Origin of the sequence: Nocardioides sp. YR527 (genome assembly GCF_900101045.1) — a bacterium.
In the GTDB taxonomy this organism is placed as follows: Bacteria; Actinomycetota; Actinomycetes; order Propionibacteriales; family Nocardioidaceae; genus Nocardioides.
Map to the genome: position 1 here is coordinate 406,961 of NZ_FNFN01000003.1, position 18,531 is coordinate 425,491.

Annotated in this window: 18 protein-coding genes and 1 tRNA gene; 13 read left to right on the forward strand and 6 right to left on the reverse strand. The window is 70.3% G+C overall.

Annotated features, from left to right (window positions below; all coding sequences use genetic code 11):
• Window positions 1–3: 3 nt before the first annotated feature.
• The 6 genes from BLT25_RS10535 to BLT25_RS10560 all read left to right on the forward strand — a co-directional run bounded on the left by BLT25_RS10535 (window position 4) and on the right by BLT25_RS10560 (window position 4,839).
• Entirely contained in the window at window positions 4–1,209 is a 1,206-nt protein-coding gene (locus tag BLT25_RS10535) for an aminotransferase-like domain-containing protein (protein ID WP_091045307.1), read from the forward strand.
• Window positions 1,206–2,369, forward strand: coding sequence for a M20 family metallopeptidase (locus BLT25_RS10540; RefSeq protein ID WP_091045309.1), 1,164 nt, complete (start codon window positions 1,206–1,208; stop codon window positions 2,367–2,369). Before BLT25_RS10535 ends, BLT25_RS10540 begins: the two co-directional genes overlap by 4 nt.
• Window positions 2,366–2,893 carry a hypothetical protein gene (locus tag BLT25_RS10545; RefSeq protein WP_143033710.1) on the forward strand — a complete coding sequence of 176 codons (528 nt, stop codon included), beginning with the start codon at window positions 2,366–2,368 and terminating at the stop codon, window positions 2,891–2,893. The genes BLT25_RS10540 and BLT25_RS10545 overlap by 4 nt, the downstream gene beginning before the upstream one ends.
• The gene (locus BLT25_RS10550; RefSeq protein WP_091046241.1) at window positions 2,893–3,624 is read left to right on the forward strand and encodes a VIT1/CCC1 transporter family protein; all 732 of its coding nucleotides are present in this window, start codon (window positions 2,893–2,895) and stop codon (window positions 3,622–3,624) included. Before BLT25_RS10545 ends, BLT25_RS10550 begins: the two co-directional genes overlap by 1 nt.
• A gap of 33 nt (window positions 3,625–3,657) precedes the next feature.
• On the forward strand, window positions 3,658–4,218 hold the full coding sequence (gene thpR / locus BLT25_RS10555; protein WP_091045315.1) for an RNA 2',3'-cyclic phosphodiesterase: 561 nt from the start codon (window positions 3,658–3,660) through the stop codon (window positions 4,216–4,218).
• An 84-nt stretch (window positions 4,219–4,302) separates the two neighbouring features.
• Complete coding sequence (locus tag BLT25_RS10560; RefSeq protein WP_091045317.1) at window positions 4,303–4,839, forward strand: DoxX family protein; 537 nt, start codon at window positions 4,303–4,305, stop codon at window positions 4,837–4,839.
• A 134-nt stretch (window positions 4,840–4,973) separates the two neighbouring features.
• On the opposite strand, the gene upp is transcribed toward BLT25_RS10560, so the two are convergent.
• Window positions 4,974–5,615 carry a uracil phosphoribosyltransferase gene (upp, locus tag BLT25_RS10565; protein WP_091045319.1) on the reverse strand — a complete coding sequence of 214 codons (642 nt, stop codon included), beginning with the start codon at window positions 5,613–5,615 and terminating at the stop codon, window positions 4,974–4,976.
• Window positions 5,616–5,696: 81 nt separating this feature from the next.
• Here upp and BLT25_RS10570 point away from each other — a divergent pair, with 81 nt between their 5' ends.
• From BLT25_RS10570 to BLT25_RS10580, 3 genes are all read left to right on the forward strand, one after another.
• Window positions 5,697–6,209, forward strand: coding sequence for a tRNA adenosine deaminase-associated protein (locus tag BLT25_RS10570; protein WP_091045321.1), 513 nt, complete (start codon window positions 5,697–5,699; stop codon window positions 6,207–6,209).
• Window positions 6,210–6,235: 26 nt separating this feature from the next.
• Window positions 6,236–6,703, forward strand: a complete 468-nt coding sequence (locus tag BLT25_RS10575; RefSeq protein ID WP_091045323.1) for a nucleoside deaminase — start codon at window positions 6,236–6,238, stop codon at window positions 6,701–6,703.
• Between the two features lie 10 nt (window positions 6,704–6,713).
• A tRNA-Ser gene (locus BLT25_RS10580) sits at window positions 6,714–6,801 on the forward strand.
• Window positions 6,802–6,846: 45 nt separating this feature from the next.
• Here the strand turns inward: BLT25_RS10580 and BLT25_RS10585 are convergent.
• The 4 genes from BLT25_RS10585 to BLT25_RS10600 all read right to left on the reverse strand — a co-directional run bounded on the left by BLT25_RS10585 (window position 6,847) and on the right by BLT25_RS10600 (window position 9,357).
• On the reverse strand, window positions 6,847–7,704 hold the full coding sequence (locus tag BLT25_RS10585; protein WP_091045326.1) for a fructosamine kinase family protein: 858 nt from the start codon (window positions 7,702–7,704) through the stop codon (window positions 6,847–6,849).
• Window positions 7,701–8,162, reverse strand: a complete 462-nt coding sequence (locus BLT25_RS10590; RefSeq protein ID WP_091045329.1) for a low molecular weight protein-tyrosine-phosphatase — start codon at window positions 8,160–8,162, stop codon at window positions 7,701–7,703. The genes BLT25_RS10585 and BLT25_RS10590 overlap by 4 nt, the downstream gene beginning before the upstream one ends.
• A 54-nt stretch (window positions 8,163–8,216) precedes the next feature.
• Window positions 8,217–8,609, reverse strand: coding sequence for a phage holin family protein (locus BLT25_RS10595; protein WP_091045331.1), 393 nt, complete (start codon window positions 8,607–8,609; stop codon window positions 8,217–8,219).
• Between the two features lie 76 nt (window positions 8,610–8,685).
• Window positions 8,686–9,357 carry a GntR family transcriptional regulator gene (locus BLT25_RS10600; RefSeq protein WP_091045333.1) on the reverse strand — a complete coding sequence of 224 codons (672 nt, stop codon included), beginning with the start codon at window positions 9,355–9,357 and terminating at the stop codon, window positions 8,686–8,688.
• 127 nt (window positions 9,358–9,484) lie between these two features.
• Between BLT25_RS10600 and BLT25_RS10605 the strand changes: the two genes are divergently transcribed.
• Together BLT25_RS10605 and BLT25_RS10610 are read left to right on the forward strand one after the other, a co-directional pair.
• On the forward strand, window positions 9,485–10,375 hold the full coding sequence (locus BLT25_RS10605) for a dimethylarginine dimethylaminohydrolase family protein (protein ID WP_091045335.1): 891 nt from the start codon (window positions 9,485–9,487) through the stop codon (window positions 10,373–10,375).
• A gap of 11 nt (window positions 10,376–10,386) precedes the next feature.
• Window positions 10,387–11,466 (forward strand): histidinol-phosphate transaminase, encoded by a 1,080-nt coding sequence (locus tag BLT25_RS10610; RefSeq protein ID WP_091045338.1) that lies wholly within the window; start codon window positions 10,387–10,389, stop codon window positions 11,464–11,466.
• A gap of 85 nt (window positions 11,467–11,551) precedes the next feature.
• On the opposite strand, the gene BLT25_RS29840 is transcribed toward BLT25_RS10610, so the two are convergent.
• Window positions 11,552–12,226, reverse strand: a complete 675-nt coding sequence (locus BLT25_RS29840) for a hypothetical protein (RefSeq protein ID WP_176883779.1) — start codon at window positions 12,224–12,226, stop codon at window positions 11,552–11,554.
• Window positions 12,227–12,701: 475 nt separating this feature from the next.
• On the opposite strand from BLT25_RS29840, the gene BLT25_RS10620 reads away from it, so the two are divergent.
• The gene (locus tag BLT25_RS10620; protein WP_091045341.1) at window positions 12,702–16,031 is read left to right on the forward strand and encodes a transglutaminase family protein; all 3,330 of its coding nucleotides are present in this window, start codon (window positions 12,702–12,704) and stop codon (window positions 16,029–16,031) included.
• Window positions 16,028–18,496: a circularly permuted type 2 ATP-grasp protein gene (locus BLT25_RS10625; RefSeq protein ID WP_091045344.1), complete on the forward strand. Its 2,469-nt coding sequence runs from the start codon at window positions 16,028–16,030 to the stop codon at window positions 18,494–18,496. Before BLT25_RS10620 ends, BLT25_RS10625 begins: the two co-directional genes overlap by 4 nt.
• Window positions 18,497–18,531: the final 35 nt, after the last annotated feature.

Consider the following 18,531-nt stretch of genomic DNA (forward strand, 5'->3'; position numbering starts at 1 on the left):
CGAATGTCGACAATCCGCACGGAAGTCCAGCTGCCCCTGGCAGCGCGCAGCGCGCAGCTCGTGGGCTCGGTGATCGACTCCAGTACGTCGCTGCTGGCCCAGCAGACCCACGACATCGTCCGCCTCGCCATGGGCAGCCCGGCCCAGGACGCGATCCCGGCAGCCGCGCTGGCCGAGGTGCCGCTGGAGTCGCACGCCTTCGACTATGCCGCGACCGAGGGCGACCCGGCGCTCCGCGAGGCGCTGCTGGCCCAGCTGGCCGGCACCAGCGACGAGACCACGCCGGACCGGCTGACGATCACGTCGGGCGGGATGCAGGGCCTCGACCTCGTCCACAAGCTCTTCACCGACCCCGGCGACCTGGTCGTCGTCGAGGCGCCGACCTACACCAACGGCAGCGCGACCGCACTCTCCTACTCGGCCGAGCTCCTCGAGATCCCGGTCGACGAGGAGGGCCTCGACGTGGAGCGCCTGGAGGCAGAGGTACGCCGCACCGGCCGCCGACCGAAGTCGATCTACGCCATCCCGACCTTCCAGAACCCGTCGGGGGCGACCCTGTCGCTGGAGCGCCGGATCAGGCTCGTCAAGCTCGCTCACGAGTGGGGCTCGATCCTCATCGACGACGACCCCTACGGGCTGCTGCGGTTCGCCGGCGAACCGCTGCCGACGCTGCACGAACTGGCGGAGGGAGACCCGCTGGTCTACTCGGTGCGCACCTTCTCCAAGACCGTCGCCCCGGGGCTGCGGGTCGGCTGGGTCGACGCCGACCCGTCGCTGGGCCGGCTGCTGATCAACGCCAAGCAGGCGATGGACACCTGCACCAACCTGCCGGCGCAGCGCCAGCTCGCCGGGTTCCTCGACTCCGGCGGGTTCGACGCTCACGTGACCGATCAGCGGATTGTCTACAAGGAGCGGAAGGAGGCGATGCGCGCGGCGTTGACCGAGCACTTCGACGGTGAGGCGACCTGGACCGATCCGGACGGTGGCTTCTTCCTGTGGGTGACCTTCGGGTCGTCCGTCGACACCACGGCGCTGTTCGAGGTCGCGCTGGCCGAGGGCGTCGCGGTCATCCCGGGCAACGCGTTCTCGCCGGGCGGGCTCTTCCCGCACGCACTACGCCTCTGCTTCGCATCCACGCCACCGGGCCGGATCGCCGAGGGCATCGCCCGGCTCCGGCGCGCGGTCGACCGCCTCCAGGAGGAGCGTTGACGGCCGCGTCGGTCGATGCCGACGAGGTGGTCGCGCTCGCTCAGCGGCTGGTGCGCGCCCGCGGTCAGAACCCACCTGGGGAGGAGGCCGCGACGGTCGCGGTGCTCGCCGGGGAGTGTCGCCGGCGCGGGTTCGAGGTCACCCTCGACGAGGTCGCACCCGGCCGCTCGAACCTGATCGCGCGGGTCGGCGGTCCCGGGCCCGGGCTCCTGATCGTGAGCCACTCCGACGTGGTGCCGCCCGGCGACGGCTGGAGCAGCGACCCGTTCTCCGGTGACGTACGCGACGGGCGGCTGCACGGGCGAGGCAGCGCGGACACCAAGGGCGGCCTGGCGGCAGCGATCGTCGCATTGTCCACAGTCGACAACACCGCCGATCAGCCCCCGATCACCCTCGCCGTGCTCGTCGACGAGGAGGAGCTCGGCCTCGGTATCCGCCACTTCGTCCGCGGATTGTCGACAAATCATCACATCGCCTGCCTGGTCGTCGAGCCGACCAGCCTGCAGCCGGTGATCGCGGCCCGCGGTGACGCCTACCTGGAGATCACCCTCGCCGGCCTGGCCGCCCATTCCGGTAACCCGTCCGACGGCCGCAACGCGATCCACGGCATGGCCCACGTGGTGGCCGAGATCGAGCGCTGGCACGCCGAGCTGGCCGCGAGTCCGCACCCGCTGTGCGGCCCGGCGACCTGGAGCGTCGGCACGATCGAAGGCGGCCAGGCGGCCTCGACGGTCGCCGCACACTGCCGGATCACCGCGGACCGCCGCCTGCTCCCGGGCGAGTCCGCGAGCGACGTACGGAAGGAGGTCGAGAGCCGCCTGGCGGCCCTCGACCTCGCCACGCGCGGCCTCGCCGTCGACGTCCGGATGACCATGGCCATGCCCGGCTTCGAGACCCCGGTCGACGATCCGATCGTCGACAACATCGCCGCCGCGCTGGCGGCGGCCGGTGCACCCGCATCCGCCCCGACCGGCTGGACCGCCGCCTGCGACGGCGGCTTCGTCGCGAGCACGGGCATCCCGGTCGTCGTGCTCGGCCCCGGCTCCGTCGCCGAACAGGCACACCGCCCCGACGAGAGCGTCGAGATCGCGGATCTGGTGACCGCCGCCCGCGTCTATGCCGACCTCCTCGCTCGGCATGTGCGAGAGTTCCGCGCGTGACTCTCGGACGCAACGAACCCAGGACCGTGGACGTACTCAAGGTCATGACCCCCACCAACCACAGCACCGTCATCGGCACCGACAAGAGCAAGCGCACGATCCGCCCCGCGGCGTACCTGCTGCCCGTTCTGGCGCTGACGCTGGCACCGTCGTTGGCCGGATGTGGCTCCGAGGCGACCGATCCAGGCGCTAACGTGTCTAACGTGCCCACATCGTCTGACCCGACGCCCGCTGAGGACCCGAAGGTCGCAGCCGCGATCGCCGACCTGGCCAAGCGTCAAGGGGTGAAGAGCGAGGAGATCACCGTCGTCTCCAACGACGCGGTGACCTGGCGCGACGGCAGCCTCGGCTGCCCGGAGCCCGGGAAGATGTACACGATGGTCCTGACCGACGGCGTCCGTGTGGTGCTCGAGGCCGAAGGGAAGACGTACGAGTACCACGGCGGTAAGACCGGCCCGGTCCGCTTCTGCGAGAACCCGCAGGAGCCCCTCCCCGGCAAGGCGAGCAGTGACGCTCCCCAATGATGACGAACGGTGAGGGTGCCCACGCCGGCCACGGGGACGCCGAGGAGCGGGCCGAGGGCCTGAAGAACCGGCTCAACTGGCTGCGGGCGGGCGTACTCGGAGCCAACGACGGCATCGTCTCCACCGCCGGTGTCGTCATGGGCGTCGCCGGCGCGACCACCGATGACAGCACGATCCTCATCGCCGGCGTCGCCGCCCTGGTGGCGGGCGCGATCAGCATGGCGGCGGGGGAGTACGTCTCCGTCTCGACCCAGCGCGACACCGAGGAGTCGCTGATCGCCAAGGAGCGTCGCGAGCTGCGGGAGATGCCCGAGGAGGAGCTGCGCGAGCTGGAGGGGTTCCTGCGCGAGCGGGGACTGGAGCCCGAGACCGCTGCCGAGGTGGCCGAGCAGCTCACCGATCGTGATGCGCTGCGCGCCCACGCTGCCCTCGAGCTGGGCATCGACGTCGATGACCTCACCTCGCCCTGGTCCGCGGCCTGGGCATCGATGCTCTCGTTCACCCTTGGTGCGTTGCTGCCCCTGCTGTCGATCACGCTCATCCCGGACGGAGCCCGCATCTGGGCGACGATCCTCACCGTCACCGCCGCGCTCGCCGTCACCGGTTGGACCAGCGCGCGCCTCGGCTATGCACCGCCCGCCCGCGCGGCGCTGCGCAACGTCGTCGGCGGCCTGCTCGCGATGCTGGTGACCTATGTGGTGGGCAACCTGCTCGGCACACAACTCGGGTGAACCTGGCGCCGCAGCCGGGCACAATGGGCCTCGATGAATCGAATGTTCGTGGCGGTGGTCCCGCCGGAGTCGGTGATCGAAGATCTCGACGAGTTCATGTCCGTACGCCGCGATGCGGCCCCGTTCCGCTGGTCGACGCCCGACCAGCTCCATCTGACGCTCGCCTTCGCCGAGCACGTCCCCGACCGGTCCCTCGATGACGCGATCGAACGGCTGGAGACGGCCGCGGGGCGGCGTACGCCCTTCGACCTGACGGTCACCGGCGGCGGCGCCTTCCCCAACGTCGTCGAGGGCAAGGTCCTCTTCGCCGGGGTCGAGACCGATGCCGCCGAGGAGCTCGACCGGACCGCCGCCGGCGCCAAGAATGCCCTGGTCAAGGCTGGGGTCGAGGTCGACGGCGGGCGGTTCCGTCCCCACCTGACACTCGCCCGGACCGGTCAGCCGACCGAGCTCAGCAACTGGGTGCGGCTGCTCGATGCCTACCGTGGCCCGACCTGGACCGTCTCGTCCTTCGTGCTGGTCCACTCACGCCTCGGGGAGGGGCCGCGGAAGCGTCCGGCCTACGAGGTCGTAGCAGAGTTTCCCTTCGGTTAAAACGTTGCCCCGGGTGGTACCGGCCGCGCCCCGCGATCGCTACCGTGTGCGGCTTGTTCTGACCTGACCAGAGGAGAACCGGACATGAGTCGTCGAGTGGGGCGCAACGCCTACACCGGACTTTTCAACGACGTCGTGCTGCTTGCCGCCCGTGTGGTGGTCGGTGGGATCTTCGTCGCGCACGGCTGGCAGAAGTACGACCAGGGCTTCGCCGGCACCGAGCAGTTCCTGAGCGGCTTGGGCGTTCCGCAGCCCGCGATCGCCGCTCAGCTCGCGACCTACGTCGAACTGGTCGGCGGCGCCCTGCTCGCCGTCGGCCTGTTCGCGCCGGTTGCGGGCGTGCTGCTGGCCGGTCAGATGGCCGGAGCGATCTGGTACGCCCACCGCACCACCGAGGTCTTCGTCGACCAGGGCGGCTGGGAGCTCCCGGCAGCGCTCGGTCTCGCCGCCCTCGTGCTCGGTCTGGTCGCACCGGGCCGGATCACCCTCGACCAGCTCCTCACCTGGCCGTTCAAGGCCATCGCCGCCAAGCGCAGGGCGAAGAACGCCGAAGCTGCCGACGCCGAGCCTGCCGAGGCCGCTCCCGAGCTCGTCGAGGAGAAGGTCACCATCAAGGCCTGACCCCCGGGTCGGTCGAGCCGCCGGAGCCGCCAGGCGGAGGCGTGTCGATACCAACACGGTCCTATCGAGCGCCGACGGGACCGTGTTGGTCTCGGCCGCAGGCGGCCTCGCGGCTCGACCAGCGGCCGACCGGCTCAGCCCGCGACGCCGTAGAGCCGGTCGCCGGCGTCACCGAGGCCGGGGACGATGTAGCCCTTCTCGTTGAGCCTCTCGTCCATCGCCGCGGTGACGACCCGGACCGGGGCGTCGATGCCCTCGAGACCCTTCTCGAGGGCCGCGACGCCCTCCGGTGCGGCGAGGAGCACGACGGCGGTGATGTCGTCGGCGCCGCGCTTGACCAGGAAGTCGATCGCCGCGGCGAGGGTGCCACCGGTGGCGAGCATCGGGTCGACCACGTAGCACTGGCGGCCGGAGAGGTCGGCGGGCAGACGCTCGGCGTACGTCGTCGCCTCGAGGGTCTCCTCGTTGCGGACCATGCCGAGGAAGCCGACCTCCGCGGTCGGCAGGAGCCGGATCATCCCGTCGAGCATCCCGAGGCCGGCCCGGAGGATGGGGACGATCAGCGGCTGCGGGTCGGTGAGGCGTACGCCCTGGGTCGGAGCGACCGGGGTCACGATGTCGACCGGGGCGACCCGCACCCCGCGGGTCGCCTCGTAGGCGAGCAGCGTGACGAGCTCGTCGGCGAGACGACGGAAGGTCGACGAGTCGGTCTCTTTGTTGCGCAGGGTGGTGAGCTTGTGGGCGACGAGCGGGTGGTCCACAACGAGGGTCTCCATGGGCTGAACCCTACGATCGCTTCGTCCTAAGGTCATCAATTCCCCCTAGACCCGCGGCGGTTTCGGTGTCACTCTGGTCGTGTGTCTGATCAGCTGGAGCAGATCGAGGGTGTTGACTTCGCCGTCGCGATGTATCGCGAGGACGGCGCCTGGGTCGTGCGCGAACTCGCTCACGACCTCCTGACCGATGTCGAGACTCTGACGCACGCGCTCCACCGCTTCCCCGGTGACGGCGGCGCGATCGCGATGGCGGCGATCGACGAGGACTTCTTCGTGATCGTCCGGGTCCACGGGCAGGCGACCAAGGTGCTGCTCTCCGACGTGACCGCTGCCGACGAGTGGGAGCTGGCGGCGTCGGCTCTCGATGTGCTCGGGCTTCCGCTGCCGGAGGAGGTCGAGGACGAGGAGGAGCCGGATCCCGCCGGTGACCTCGGCATCCTCGCCGACTTCGGGATGAGCGCGGTCGAGATGGGCATGCTGCTCGACGACATGTTCGAGGACGACCTCTACCCCGACGAGACGCTCTCCGAGATCGCCCGGGCGATCGGCTGCGGCGAGGCCTTCGACGACGCCGTCGGCCTCATGCCGGCGTGACCCCAGCCGACCGCTGGGAGTCCCCGATGCGGGCCGCTCTCGATGAGGGTCGTGCTGCGCTGAGGACCGGTGACGTGCCGATCGGCGCGGTCGTCGTCGACCCGTCCGGCGTGGTGATCGGGAAGGGTCGCAACGTACGTGAGGCCGAGGCCGACCCCACCGGGCATGCCGAGGTCGTCGCGCTCCGTGAGGCGGCCAAGGCGCGTGGCGAGTGGCGCCTCGAGGGCTGCACGCTCGTGGTGACGCTGGAGCCGTGCACGATGTGCGCCGGTGCCGCGGTCCTGGCCAGGGTGGAGCGGATCGTCTTCGGTGCCTTCGACGACAAGGCCGGTGCGGTGGGGTCGCTGTGGGACGTCGTACGCGACCGCCGGCTCAACCACCGGCCCGAGGTCGTCGCCGGGCTGATGGCCGAGGAGCAGCGCGCGCTGCTGGAGGACTTCTTCGGAACCCAGCGAGGCGGCCCCGATTTCGGCGAAGACCACCCGAGGTTGTAACTTATTCGGCGGTGACGTGTCCGAGCGGCCGATGGTGCAACACTCGAAATGTTGTGTAGGGCGACCTACCGTGGGTTCAAATCCCACCGTCACCGCCACACAGCAAAACCCCTGGGCGACCAGGGGTTTTCTGCTTTTCGCGATCAGAGGTAGCGAGCGGCCACCGTGGCGGCGCGGGCGCCGTAGCTGCCGCCGAACATGGCCGCGTGCACGAGCAGCGGGAAGAGCTGGTGGAGGCCCTGACGGTCCTCCCAGCCCTCGGCGAGGGGAGTCGTGTCCTCGTAGGCGGACGTCATCCGCTCCAGGTGGGGCAGACCGAAGAGCGCGAGCATGGCGAGGTCGACCTCGCGGTGACCGGCGTACGTCGCCGGGTCGATGAGCCACGCGTCGCCGGTCCGGTCCCAGAGCACGTTGCCGTTCCAGAGGTCGCCGTGGAGCAGGGCCGGCGGCTCCTCCGGGATCAGCGAGGTCAGCCTCCCGACGACCTGCTCGACGCTCTCGGCGCCGGCGGCGTCGATGGCGCCGCGGTCACGGGCGGCCCTGAGATAGGGGAGCAGGCGGCGTACGGCATAGAACTCGGCCCAGGTGTCCGCGGGCTTGTTGGGCATCGGCAGCCGGCCGATGAACCCGTCCCTGTCGGCGCCGAAACCAGAGACCGGGGTGCTGTGGAGGCGCGCGAGCGCGCGGCCGAGCTCCTCGGCGGTCTCGGCGTTGGGGCGTCCGGGCTCGATCCAGCGCAGGACCAGGCAGTCGGGCTCGGCGGCGAGGACCTCGGGGACCTTCACCGCACCCGACTCCTCCAGCCGGCGCAGCCCGCGGGCCTCGGCGGCGACGAAGTCGTCACGCGGCGGGGAGAGGGCCTTCATCAGCACCAGCGAGCCGTCACTGAGCCGGATCTTGGTGGCTGTCGAGATGTCACCGCCCGCGACCGGAGATGTGCTCACCACCGCCGCCCCGAGCAGCTGCTCGGCGCGACGGGCGACCGCGGGCTGACGGGTCACGAACCGGGCCTCGCCGCGGCCACGGATGCCACGATCGCATCACTCGTACGCTCCACCATCGACAGCACCTCCCGGAATCCCTCGGCACCACCGTAATAGGGATCGGGTACGTCCCCGGGCCCTTCGGGATCGAAATCACGGAACATCCGCAGCCCGCTCTCCGGTGCCTGACCAGCCAGATCGGCCAGATTGTCGGCATCCATCGCGAGCACCAGGTCGTACGTCTCGGGGTCCCCGACCGGCCACTGCCGGGCCCGGTGGCGCTCGGGGTCGTAGCCCGCCTCGAGCAGCGTCGCGGCTGCCCTGCGGTCCATCTTCTCGCCCGTGTGCCAACCGCCTGTGCCGGCTGAGACGAGGTCGACGTCGTCGAGCCCGGAACCGTCGAGACGGTCCCGCAGGACCACCTCCGCCATCGGAGAACGGCAGATGTTGCCCAGGCAGACGACGGCGATCCTCATGGCCCGAGTTTTACATTTCGGCCAAGGACTCGTGGCGGATGTCGAAACTGGGCCTCACTCGTCGCTGTCCGGCCACACGCGGTCGAGGCCCCAGCCGACGATCGAGATGATGATGCCACCGAGGACCGCCGCCCAGAATCCGTCGACGTGGAAACCCACTCCGGTCGGGCCGAGGATCCACGCGGTCAGGCCGAGCATCGCCGCGTTGATCACCAGCAGGAGCAGGCCCAGGGTGAGCAGGATGAACGGGAACGCGAAGAACGTCACGACCGGCTTGACGAAGGACGACACGAGACCGAGCACGAGGGCGACGATCAGCAGCGGGAGCAGCTTCTGCTTGACCTCCTCCATGCCGCTGGTCGGGCCGTCGAAGTAGATCCCGCCGACGAGCCAGGTTGCCACGGCCAGAGCGACGGCGTTGGAGATGAGCCAGGTCACGATGCGCATGCTCGTGAGTGTGGCAGGCTCCGCGCGACGTACATAAGGGGCGCGCGCGAGGTGTGGCGACTGTGTTACCCCGGGGTCACCGCTCCAGGCGGAGCGCCTTGCAGATGGCGTGGGCGGCGTCGGCGAGGTGCTTCTGCAGGAACTGTTCGGCGTCGTGGATGCGGTCGGCGTCGAGGAGCCGGACCAGGGCGGCGTGGTCCTCGGCCTGGTCGTGGGCGTTGCGGCGGATGCGGTCGACCTGGGCGAGCGAGAGCTTGAGCTCGAGGACCAGATGCTCCTGCATCGCCACCAGCCGCGGTGATCCGGTGAGGGACACCAGCGAGAGATGGAAGGCGAGGTGGCGCTCGTTGAGCTCGCGGTAGGTCGCGCGCTCGGAGTGGACCGCCGAGATGTACGCATCGAGCGACTCGTGCACGGCCCGGCGGGCCTCGTCGGTGGCGTCACGCCAGTTGCGCACCCCGGCACCTTCGAGCACCCAGCGGGCGGCGCAGACGTCACGGACCGAGGCGGCCTCGGGGGTGGCGACGGCGACGCCCTTGTTGGGAGCGCGGGTGGCCAGGCCCTCGGCGACCAGGATGGTCAGCGCCTCGCGCACCGTGGAGCGGCCGACGCCGAGCGACTCGGCGAGACCGTGCTCGCGCAGCGGGGTGCCCGACTCGAGCTCACCCTCGAACACCGCCCGGCGGAGCTCGTCGGCGACACGGTCGACCGTCGATGCGGGTTCGTCCAGGGTGAGCGACTCGAACATGGGACCCATTGTCCTATCTGCGCGCTGTCTTCCGGTGCTGACCGTCCATGCCCTAACCTATCCTTACCCAATTGTCTGACAATCAGGCAATCGGACGATCCGACGATCTGACCCGAGAGGGGTATACGTGAGCACATCGCTGAGCTGGGGCCGTCACTACCTGATGACCGAGCCGACGCACTACCGCATCGACTACGCCATCAACCCGTTCATGGACACCGAGATCCAGCCGGATCCGGTCCGTGCTCGCACGCAGTGGGACACCCTGAAGGCGACCATCGAGGAGCTCGGTGGCCGCGTCGACGTCATCGCGCCGCGAGCGGACAGCCCCGACATGGTCTACGCGATGAACCTCGGGTTCGCGGCCACCCTCGCGGACGGCCGGAGCCACGTGCTCCTCTCCCACATGCGCTTCCCCGAGCGCCGCAACGAGACCGACTCCGCGGTCGAGTGGTTCGCCACGAACGGCTGGGGGACGGCGTACGTCGGCAAGGACGGGGTCGGACCGACCTTCGAGGCGGGTGACGTCTTCCCGTTCGCCGGTCACCTGATCGCCGGCACCGGGCCGCGCACCGACGAGATGGCGCTGAAGACCCTGGCGACCGAGATGGGTGTGCGCGTCCTGGGCGTGCGGACGACCCACTCGGGGATGTACCACCTCGACCTGGCCTTCTGCCCGCTCGACGAGCGCCGCGCGATCATCTGCCCGGACGCGCTCGCTCCCGAGTCGGCGCAGGCGCTCGTCGACCTGGTCCCCGAGCCGCTGTTCATCACCGAGGAGGAGGCGCTCAGCACCTTCGCCGCCAACTCGATCGTGATCGGCCGCACCATCGTGATGCCGTCCTGCCCGGACCGCATCCGGCCGATCCTCGAGGGCTGGGGCTTCACGATCCGGATCGTCGAGATGAGCGAGCTCCACCTCGGTGGAGGGTCGGTCCGCTGCGTCACCAACCCGCTCGACATCGTGGTCGGCCGCGACGTCCCCGTGGTTTACGGGGGCGAGGTCATCCCGACCTAGGATCTCACGATATGAGCACCCCACAGCCCCGTCCCAGTGTTGCCGCTATGCCTGCGTACGTCGCGGGCAAGCCGCCGGTCGAGCGGCCCGGCCTGGTGACCTACAAGCTCTCCTCGAACGAGAACCCGTTCGAGCCCCTCGGCGGCGTCCTCGAGGTCGCCGCCGAGGCGGCCGGCCGGGTCAACCGCTACCCGGACGCGGGCAGCACCGAGCTCTACGACGCGATCGCCAAGGCCTACGGCGTGCCCGCCGAGGAGCTCGCGCTGTCGACGGGGGCTGTGGCGCTCATCTTCCAGCTGGTCTCGGCCTACTGCGGTCCCGAGGACGAGGTCGTCTTCGCCTGGCGCAGCTTCGAGGCCTACCCGATCGCGGTGCTCGCGGCCGGCGCCACCGCGGTGAAGGTGCCGGTCATCGACGGCGGTCGGCACGACCTCGACGCGATGGCGGCGGCCATCACGGAGCGTACGAAGGTCGTCTTCGTCTGCACCCCCAACAACCCCACCGGCACCTCGGTCACCCAGACCGAGCTCGACGCCTTCCTCGGGAAGGTGCCCGAGCACGTGCTGGTCGTGGTCGACGAGGCCTACGCCGAGTTCGTCCGGATGGACGACGCCGTCGACGGCGTCGCCACCTACCGCGGCAGGTCGAACGTGGTCGTGCTGCGTACGTTCTCCAAGGCCTACGGGCTGGCCGGCTTCCGGGTCGGCTACGCCTTCGCCCCCGCGCCGATCGCTGCCATCCTGCGGGCGATGGCGCTGCCCTTCGGCGTCAACGTGGTCGCCCAGGCCGCCGGTGTCGCCTCGCTCGAGCGGCAGGCCGAGCTGTTGGCGCGCGTCGACGACGTGGTGACCGAGCGGGCCCGGGTGGTCGAGGGCGTACGCGCCGCCGGCTGGGACATCCCCGACGCCCAGGGCAACTTCGTCTGGTTGGCCTTCGAGTCGGCCGAGCGCTGCGCCGCGTTCGCCGCGGCCGCCGACGAGGTCGGCCTGATGGTCCGTCCCTACCCGCCCGAGGGCGTACGTGTCTCGATCGGCGAGGCCGAGGCCAACACGCGCCTCATCGAGCTCGCGGGTTCGTTCCCGAAGGGCTGATAGCCGGCATCGCTCGGCCAAATAGCAGAGGTCCAACAGCTTCGATGCTGCTGGACCTCTGCTCGTTGTGTGCGGGTGGATGCCTCTACGGCAGCGGGAGCTTCCCGAGGATCGAGCTGAGGAGGTCGGTCAGGATCGGGCCGACGACCGGGAGGCTGTTGACGATGCCCAGCAGGCTGTCGGTGACGCCGGGGAGCTCGGGCACGCCGGGCACGCCGGGGACGTCGGGGATCGGAACGTCCGGGATCGGAACGTCGGGAATCGGGACGTCCGGTACGGGAACGTCCGGCACGGGAACATCCGGGACCGGAACGTCTGCGGCAGGAACGTCCGCGGCGGGAACGTCCGGAGTCTCCGGGATCCCGGGACCGTCAGGGACGTCCGGAACGTCAGGGATCGGCGTGTCGGGAACGTCCGGTGTTTCGGGAACGTCAGGGGTCTCCGGGACGTCAGGTACGTCCGGAACGTCGGGAACGTCCGGGGTCTCCGGGGTGCCGGGTACGTCCGGGGTCTCCGGCACATCCGGGGTGCCGGGAACGTCCGGGGTCTCCGGCACATCCGGGGTGCCCGGGACGTCCGGGGTGTCGGGGACGTCCGGAGTGTCCGGAACGTCGGGAACGTCGGGGATCGGAGTGCCCGGGGTGCCGGGGACCGGAGGGTCAGGGATTGGTGGTGGAACAGGGCTGGCCATGACGGGTGCGGCGACCGTGGCCAGTGCGAGTCCAGCGACGACGGCGGCGATTCGAGTCCGAGAATTCACGAAATCTCCTTATGTTTGCTCTAAGGTCGTGCCGAATGAATCCTGAAGCGAATTGAAGCATCAAGTCAAGAACTTTCTTGAACTTATTGATTGCTATTCCTTCGGCCGAATCAGTGGCGTAGACTCATCTGATCGCAATTCACGAACAGTGAAGATTGAACTTCATCGCAAACGAGACCAAACGTGGTCTTGGCAGGTGAAGGGCCCCGGGTTCCGCGGTTTTCGTCGGAATAGGTCGTTGCGATATCGGTTCTCGACGCCGATAGTGGTGGCGCGTTTCTGCAATTACCCCGTGGGGTAATAGGGCCGGGATGAAACGCGTTTACCACTCCATGGAATTCGATCCCATGGGGTCCTCGTCGTGGTATGCCATGCCAATTCGATAGGTAGTGAAGCCGAAATCGGATCCGGGACGAGCGGCGCCGACCCGGCGGTTCGTTACCCCGGGGCAACCTGGATCGGTCAGGCTTGGCCCATGTCGATCAAGGTTGCGCTCGAACATCGGACCACCTACGAGTTCGCGCAGCCGGTAGGAGTCGGCCCACACGTCGTACGCCTGCGCCCGGCGCCACACACCCGGACCCCGATCGAGGCCTACTCGCTCTCGGTGACGCCGGCGGCGCACTTCATCAATTGGCAGCAGGACCCGTTCGGCAACTGGCTCGCGCGACTGGTCTTCCCGGAGAAGACCGACAAGCTCGAGGTCACCGTGGGGCTGGTCGCCGACATGGTGGTGATCAACCCGTTCGACTTCTTCGTGGAGGAGTACGCCGAGACCTTCCCCTTCGACTACGAGCCGCAGCTGAAGGCCGACCTGGCGCCGTACCTCCGCGACGTCGAGTCGGCGACGGCGGCCGACACCTGGCGGCAGCGGCTGCCGGCCCTGCCCGAGGACGGCCTCCGCACCGTCGACTTCCTGGCAAGTGTCAACCAGGCGGTCAACGCGGACGTCGCCTACTCGGTGCGGATGGAGCCGGGCGTACAGACTCCCGACGAGACCCTGCGCCTGGGCATCGGCTCGTGCCGCGACTCGGCGTGGCTGCTGGTTTCCGTGCTGCGTCAGTACGGCCTCGCGGCCCGGTTCGTCTCCGGCTATCTGGTGCAGCTGGCCGCCGACCAGGAGTCGCTCGACGGCCCCTCCGGCCCGACCGAGGACTTCACCGACCTGCACGCGTGGTGCGAGGTGTTCGTTCCCGGAGCCGGCTGGATCGGGCTCGACCCGACCTCGGCCCTGTTCGCGGGTGAGGGCCACATCCCGCTCTCGGCGACCCCGCACCCGTCCTCCGCGGCTCCGATCGAGGGCGCCACCGACCCGGTCGAGGTCACCTTCTCCTTCGCCAACGAGGTCACCCGGATCCACGAGGACCCTCGGGTGACGTTGCCCTACACCGGCCAGGAGTGGGCCCGGATCGACGCGCTGGGCGACGTCGTCGACCAGCGCCTCCAGGCGGCCGGCGTCGAGCTGACCGTGGGCGGCGAGCCGACGTTCGTGTCGTTGGACGACCAGACGAGTGCCCAGTGGAACACCGACGCCGACGGCCCGCACAAGCGAGAGCTGGCCGCTGATCTGGCCGAACGCCTGCGCAAGGTCTACGGCAAGGGTGGGATCGTCCACCGCGGCCAGGGCAAGTGGTACCCCGGCGAGCCGCTCCCGCGCTGGAACATCGACCTGCAGTGGCGTACGGACGGTGAGCCCCTCTGGAGCGACCCCACCCTCTTCGCCGACCCCTGGCCCCCCGCCGAGGCGTCACGTACGTCGGCCGAGACGTCACCCGCGTCGGCCGAGACGTCACCCGATGACAACTCGGCCGACCTAAGTGACGCTTCGGCCGACCGCGCTGACGCCTCGGCAGTTGGCTCTCGCATCGCCAGGATCCTCGGGCTCCCGGAGGAGCAGGTGTTCGCGGCGTACGAGGATCCGCTGGCGAAGATCGCCCAGGAGGTACGCCGACCGGCGGGGCCGAGGCCGGACGACGCCGCGAACCGCGGCGACCTGAACGTCACCGAGCTCGACAAGGAGGTCACCGAGCCGGTCGGCTGGGTGATCCCGATCAACACCAACGACGGGGAGTGGACGAGCCCGCATTGGCGGTTCCGGCGCGGACGGCTGGTGCTGGCCCCGGGTACGTCGGCGGTCGGGCTGCGGCTGCCACTCGACTCGATCTCCTGGCACGACCCGGAGTTCCAGGGCGAGCCGTCCTACCTGACCGCGGGGGAGCCGCTGGACTCCGCGGTCCCGCAGGTCACCGTCACCGACCCCGACGAGGCGCCGACCACCGCGCTCGCGATCGAGGAGCGTGACGGGCTGGTCCACGTGTTCCTGCCGCCGACCGACCGGCTGGACGACTACGCGGCCTTGCTCCGGGTGATCGAGCAGGCAGTGACCGAGGCCGGTACGCAGGTGGTGCTCGAGGGCTACGGCCCGCCGCCCGACTCCCGCCTGGCCCGGCTGACGGTCACCCCGGACCCCGGCGTGATCGAGGTCAACGTCCAGCCGACCGCGAGCTGGGCGGAGCAGCGTGAGCTGATCACGACGCTCTACGAGCAGGCCAGACAGGTCCGCCTGTCGACGGAGAAGTTCGACCTCGACGGCCTCCACACCGGCACCGGCGGCGGCAACCACCTCACCCTCGGCGGCCGGACCCCGGAGCGCAGCCCCCTGCTCCGCCGCCCCGACCTGCTGGCCAGCCTGATCCGCTACTGGCAGCGTCATCCCTCCCTCTCCTACCTCTTCTCCGGCCGCTTCATCGGCCCGACCAGCCAGGCGCCGAGGTTCGACGAGGGCCGCCCGGAGGCGGTCTACGAGATGGAGATCGCCCTCCAGGAGGTCGCCCGGATCACCCGTGAGGACCCCGAACCCCGTCCGTGGATGATCGACCGCGCGCTGCGCCACCTGCTCACCGACCTGACCGGCAACACCCACCGGGCCGAGTTCTGCATCGACAAGCTCTACTCTCCGGACTCCTCCCGAGGACGTCTCGGGCTCCTCGAGCTCCGCGGCTTCGAGATGCCGCCGCACCCGCAGATGGCCCTCCTCCAGTCGCTCCTGGTCCGGAGCCTGGTCGCCTGGTTCTGGGAGGAGCCGTACGAGGCGCCCCTGATCCGCCACGGAAGCGCCCTCCACGAGGACTTTCTGCTCCCGCAGGGGTGCCTGCGCGACATCGAGGAGGTCGTGGCCGACCTGCGCCGTCACGGAATCCCGTTCGAGTCGCAGTGGCTGGCGGCGTACGCCGAGTTCCGTTTTCCGCGGATCGGGTTCGCGCGCGTAGGAGACGTCGAGCTCGAGCTCCGGCAGGCGATCGAGCCGTGGAACGTGCTCGGTGAGGAGGCGACCGGCACCGGGACGGCTCGCTACGTCGACTCCTCGGTCGAGCGGGTCCAGATCTCGGCGACAGGGATCGACCTCGACCGGCAGCTGGTGACGTGTCAGGGTGTTCCGGTGCCGTTGACCCCGACCTCCGTCCCGGAGACGTTCTATGCCGGTGTCCGGTTCAAGGCATGGAGCCCGTGGTCGAGCCTCCATCCGAGCATCGACACCCAGGCGCCGCTGCACTTCGACGTCGTCGACATCGCCTCCGAGACCAGCCTCGGCGGCGCGACGTACCACGTCGTGCACCCGGGCGGCCGCAGCTACGACCACCCGCCGGTGAACGCCAACGAGGCCGAGGCGCGGCGGGCGAGCAGGTTCGAGGCGCGCGGCCACACCTCCGGACGGCTGGACGTCGCGGAGATGCGCGAGCGCGCGGCCCGCGCCACCACTCCTGACAACCCGCACACCCTGGACCTCCGACGGGTGGTGCGGTGACCGTCCTCCGCGAGTACGCCGACGCCCTCGGCCTCCTCGACGCGACCGACCAGCCCTACGACGAGGTCGTCGGGCCCGACGGCACCCTGCGCCCGGCCTGGAAGCCGATGGCCGAGACGGCCGTCTCGATCACGCCGGCCACGCTGAGCCGGATCGGCCACGACGTCGAGCGGTTCCTCGCCGACGACGGGGTCACCTATCTGCGCCCCGGCGCCAAGCCCGAGGCCTGGCGGCTCGACCCGGTGCCGCTCGTCATCGACCCCGCCCAGTGGCGCATCCTCGAGGTCGGCCTGGCCCAGCGTGCCGAGCTGCTCAACGCGATCCTCGTCGACCTCTACGGCCCGCAACGCCTCCTGGCCGACGGGGTCGTCCCGGCCGCGGTCGTCTTCGGCCACCACGGCTTCCACCGCGTCGCCGCCCGCGCCAGCAACCACGACCCGCGACCGCTCGTCCTGGCCGCCACCGACCTCGGCCGGACCCCCGACGGTGAGTGGCGGGTGCTCGCCGACCGCACCCAGGCGCCGAGCGGGATCGGCTACGCGATGGAGAACCGCCGCGTGATCAGCCGGGTGCTGCCCGAGCTCCACCGCGACGCCGGGCTGCACCGGATGGAGCCCTACTTCGCGGCTCTGCGGTCCGCCCTCCTCGAGTCCGCACCCGGCGACCAGGCCGACCCCAGGGTCGTCGTGCTGTCCCCGGGCACCCACTCCGAAACCGCCTACGACCAGGCATTTCTCGCCTCGACTCTGGGCTTCCCACTGGTCCAGGGAGCCGACCTGACCGTCCGCAACGGCGAGGTCCTGATGCGTGGCCACGGCGACCGGCTGGAGCGGGTCGACGTCATCCTGCGTCGCGTCGACGCGACCTGGTCCGACCCCCTCGAGCTCCGCGGCGACAGCCAGCTCGGCGTGGCCGGCCTGATCGAGGCCGTACGCCGCGGCAACGTGCGCGTGGTGAACGGGTTCGGGGCCGGCGTACTCGAGAACCCGGGGCTCGTCCCCTATCTCCCCGCTGCGTGCGAGGCCCTGCTCGGGGAGCCGTTGCGGCTGGCTTCGCTCAGCACGTGGTGGTGCGGCGACCCCGCCCAGCGCGAGGAGGTCGAGCGGCGCCTGGCCGCGGGCGACCTGGTGGTGCGGACGCTGGAAGGGACGATCGTCAACGGAACGCCCGAGGAGCTGGGCGCCAGGATCGCGGCCGATCCCTACCGCCACGTCGGGCAGGAGAGGATCACCCTCTCCCAGGCCCCGACCTGGGCCGAGGGACGCGGCGCGGTCGGCCGGCCGCTGACGCTGCGTACGTTCTCGCTCCGCTACGGCTCGGCCTACCGCCCGCTGGTCGGTGGCCTGGCCTCGATCCGGGCCGACGAGACCGGGCTGCCGCCGTGCAGCAAGGACGTCTGGGTGCTCAAGGAGTCGCCGCAGGACGCCGACCAGGGCCTGGCCGACGTGCTGCCGATGACCCACACGCGCTCGGTCACGGTGCTCGTCCCGCGAGCGCTCGAGGACATGTACTGGTCGGGTCGCTACGCGGAGCGCGCCGAGGACCTCATCCGGCTCATCCTGGCCACGCACGTGCTCGCCGAGGACTTCAGGACCAGACCGCGTACGTCCGGCGGCATCAGCCTCGAGGTGATGCTCAGCGCGCTCGACCGGCTGGGCGGGTACGGCCCGGCGGATGCCGATATCGACGCCGAGTTCCGGTCCCTGCTGCTGGACGCGGACAGGCCGGGGTCGGCGGCGCAGTCGCTGGCCGCGATGCGCCAGGCCTTCAGCGGCGTACGCGACCAGCTCAGCCCCGACATGTGGCGGATCTTCTCCTCGACCGACCGAGCCGCCGAGGAGCTCCGGGTCAACCCGCACTCCCACCAGATCGCCGAGGCGGGTGCCGAGATGCTGCACGGCATCCTGGCGATGCAGGGGATCGTGGCGAGCATGATCCGCGACGAGGGCTACCACTCGATCCGGCTTGGACGGTTCTTGGAGCGGTCGATGCAGGTCTGCCACCTGCTCCGCGCGACGACCACGGTGCGGCGGGGACTCGAGGTCGACCGGGCCGTGCTCAACGCGGTCCTCGCCTCCGCCGAGTCCGCGGTCACCCACCGCCGCCGCTACCGGGGCTACGTACGCACCGGGGGAGTCCTCGACCTGCTGATCATGGACCGCGACAACCCGCGCTCGCTCGCCTTCTGCCTGCACGAGCTGCGCCTCCACCTCACCAAGCTCCCCGGCTCGACGGGCTCGTCCCGCCCCGAGCGGCTCCTCGACGACATCACCGACATGCTCGACCGCACCGAGGTCGCCGGCCTCGTCGCCATCGGCGGTGTCGGCCGCCCCAACCTGGAGTCCTTCCTCGACCAGGTCCAGGCCCAGCTCGTCCGCCTCGCCGACGCAATCAGCGACGTCCACTTCGCCACCGGCCCCGCCCCCCAGCCCCTCAACGCCCTCCCGACGCAATCGCTCACTTGAACATAGGTTGGTGGCACGGGCAGTACGTCTGATCG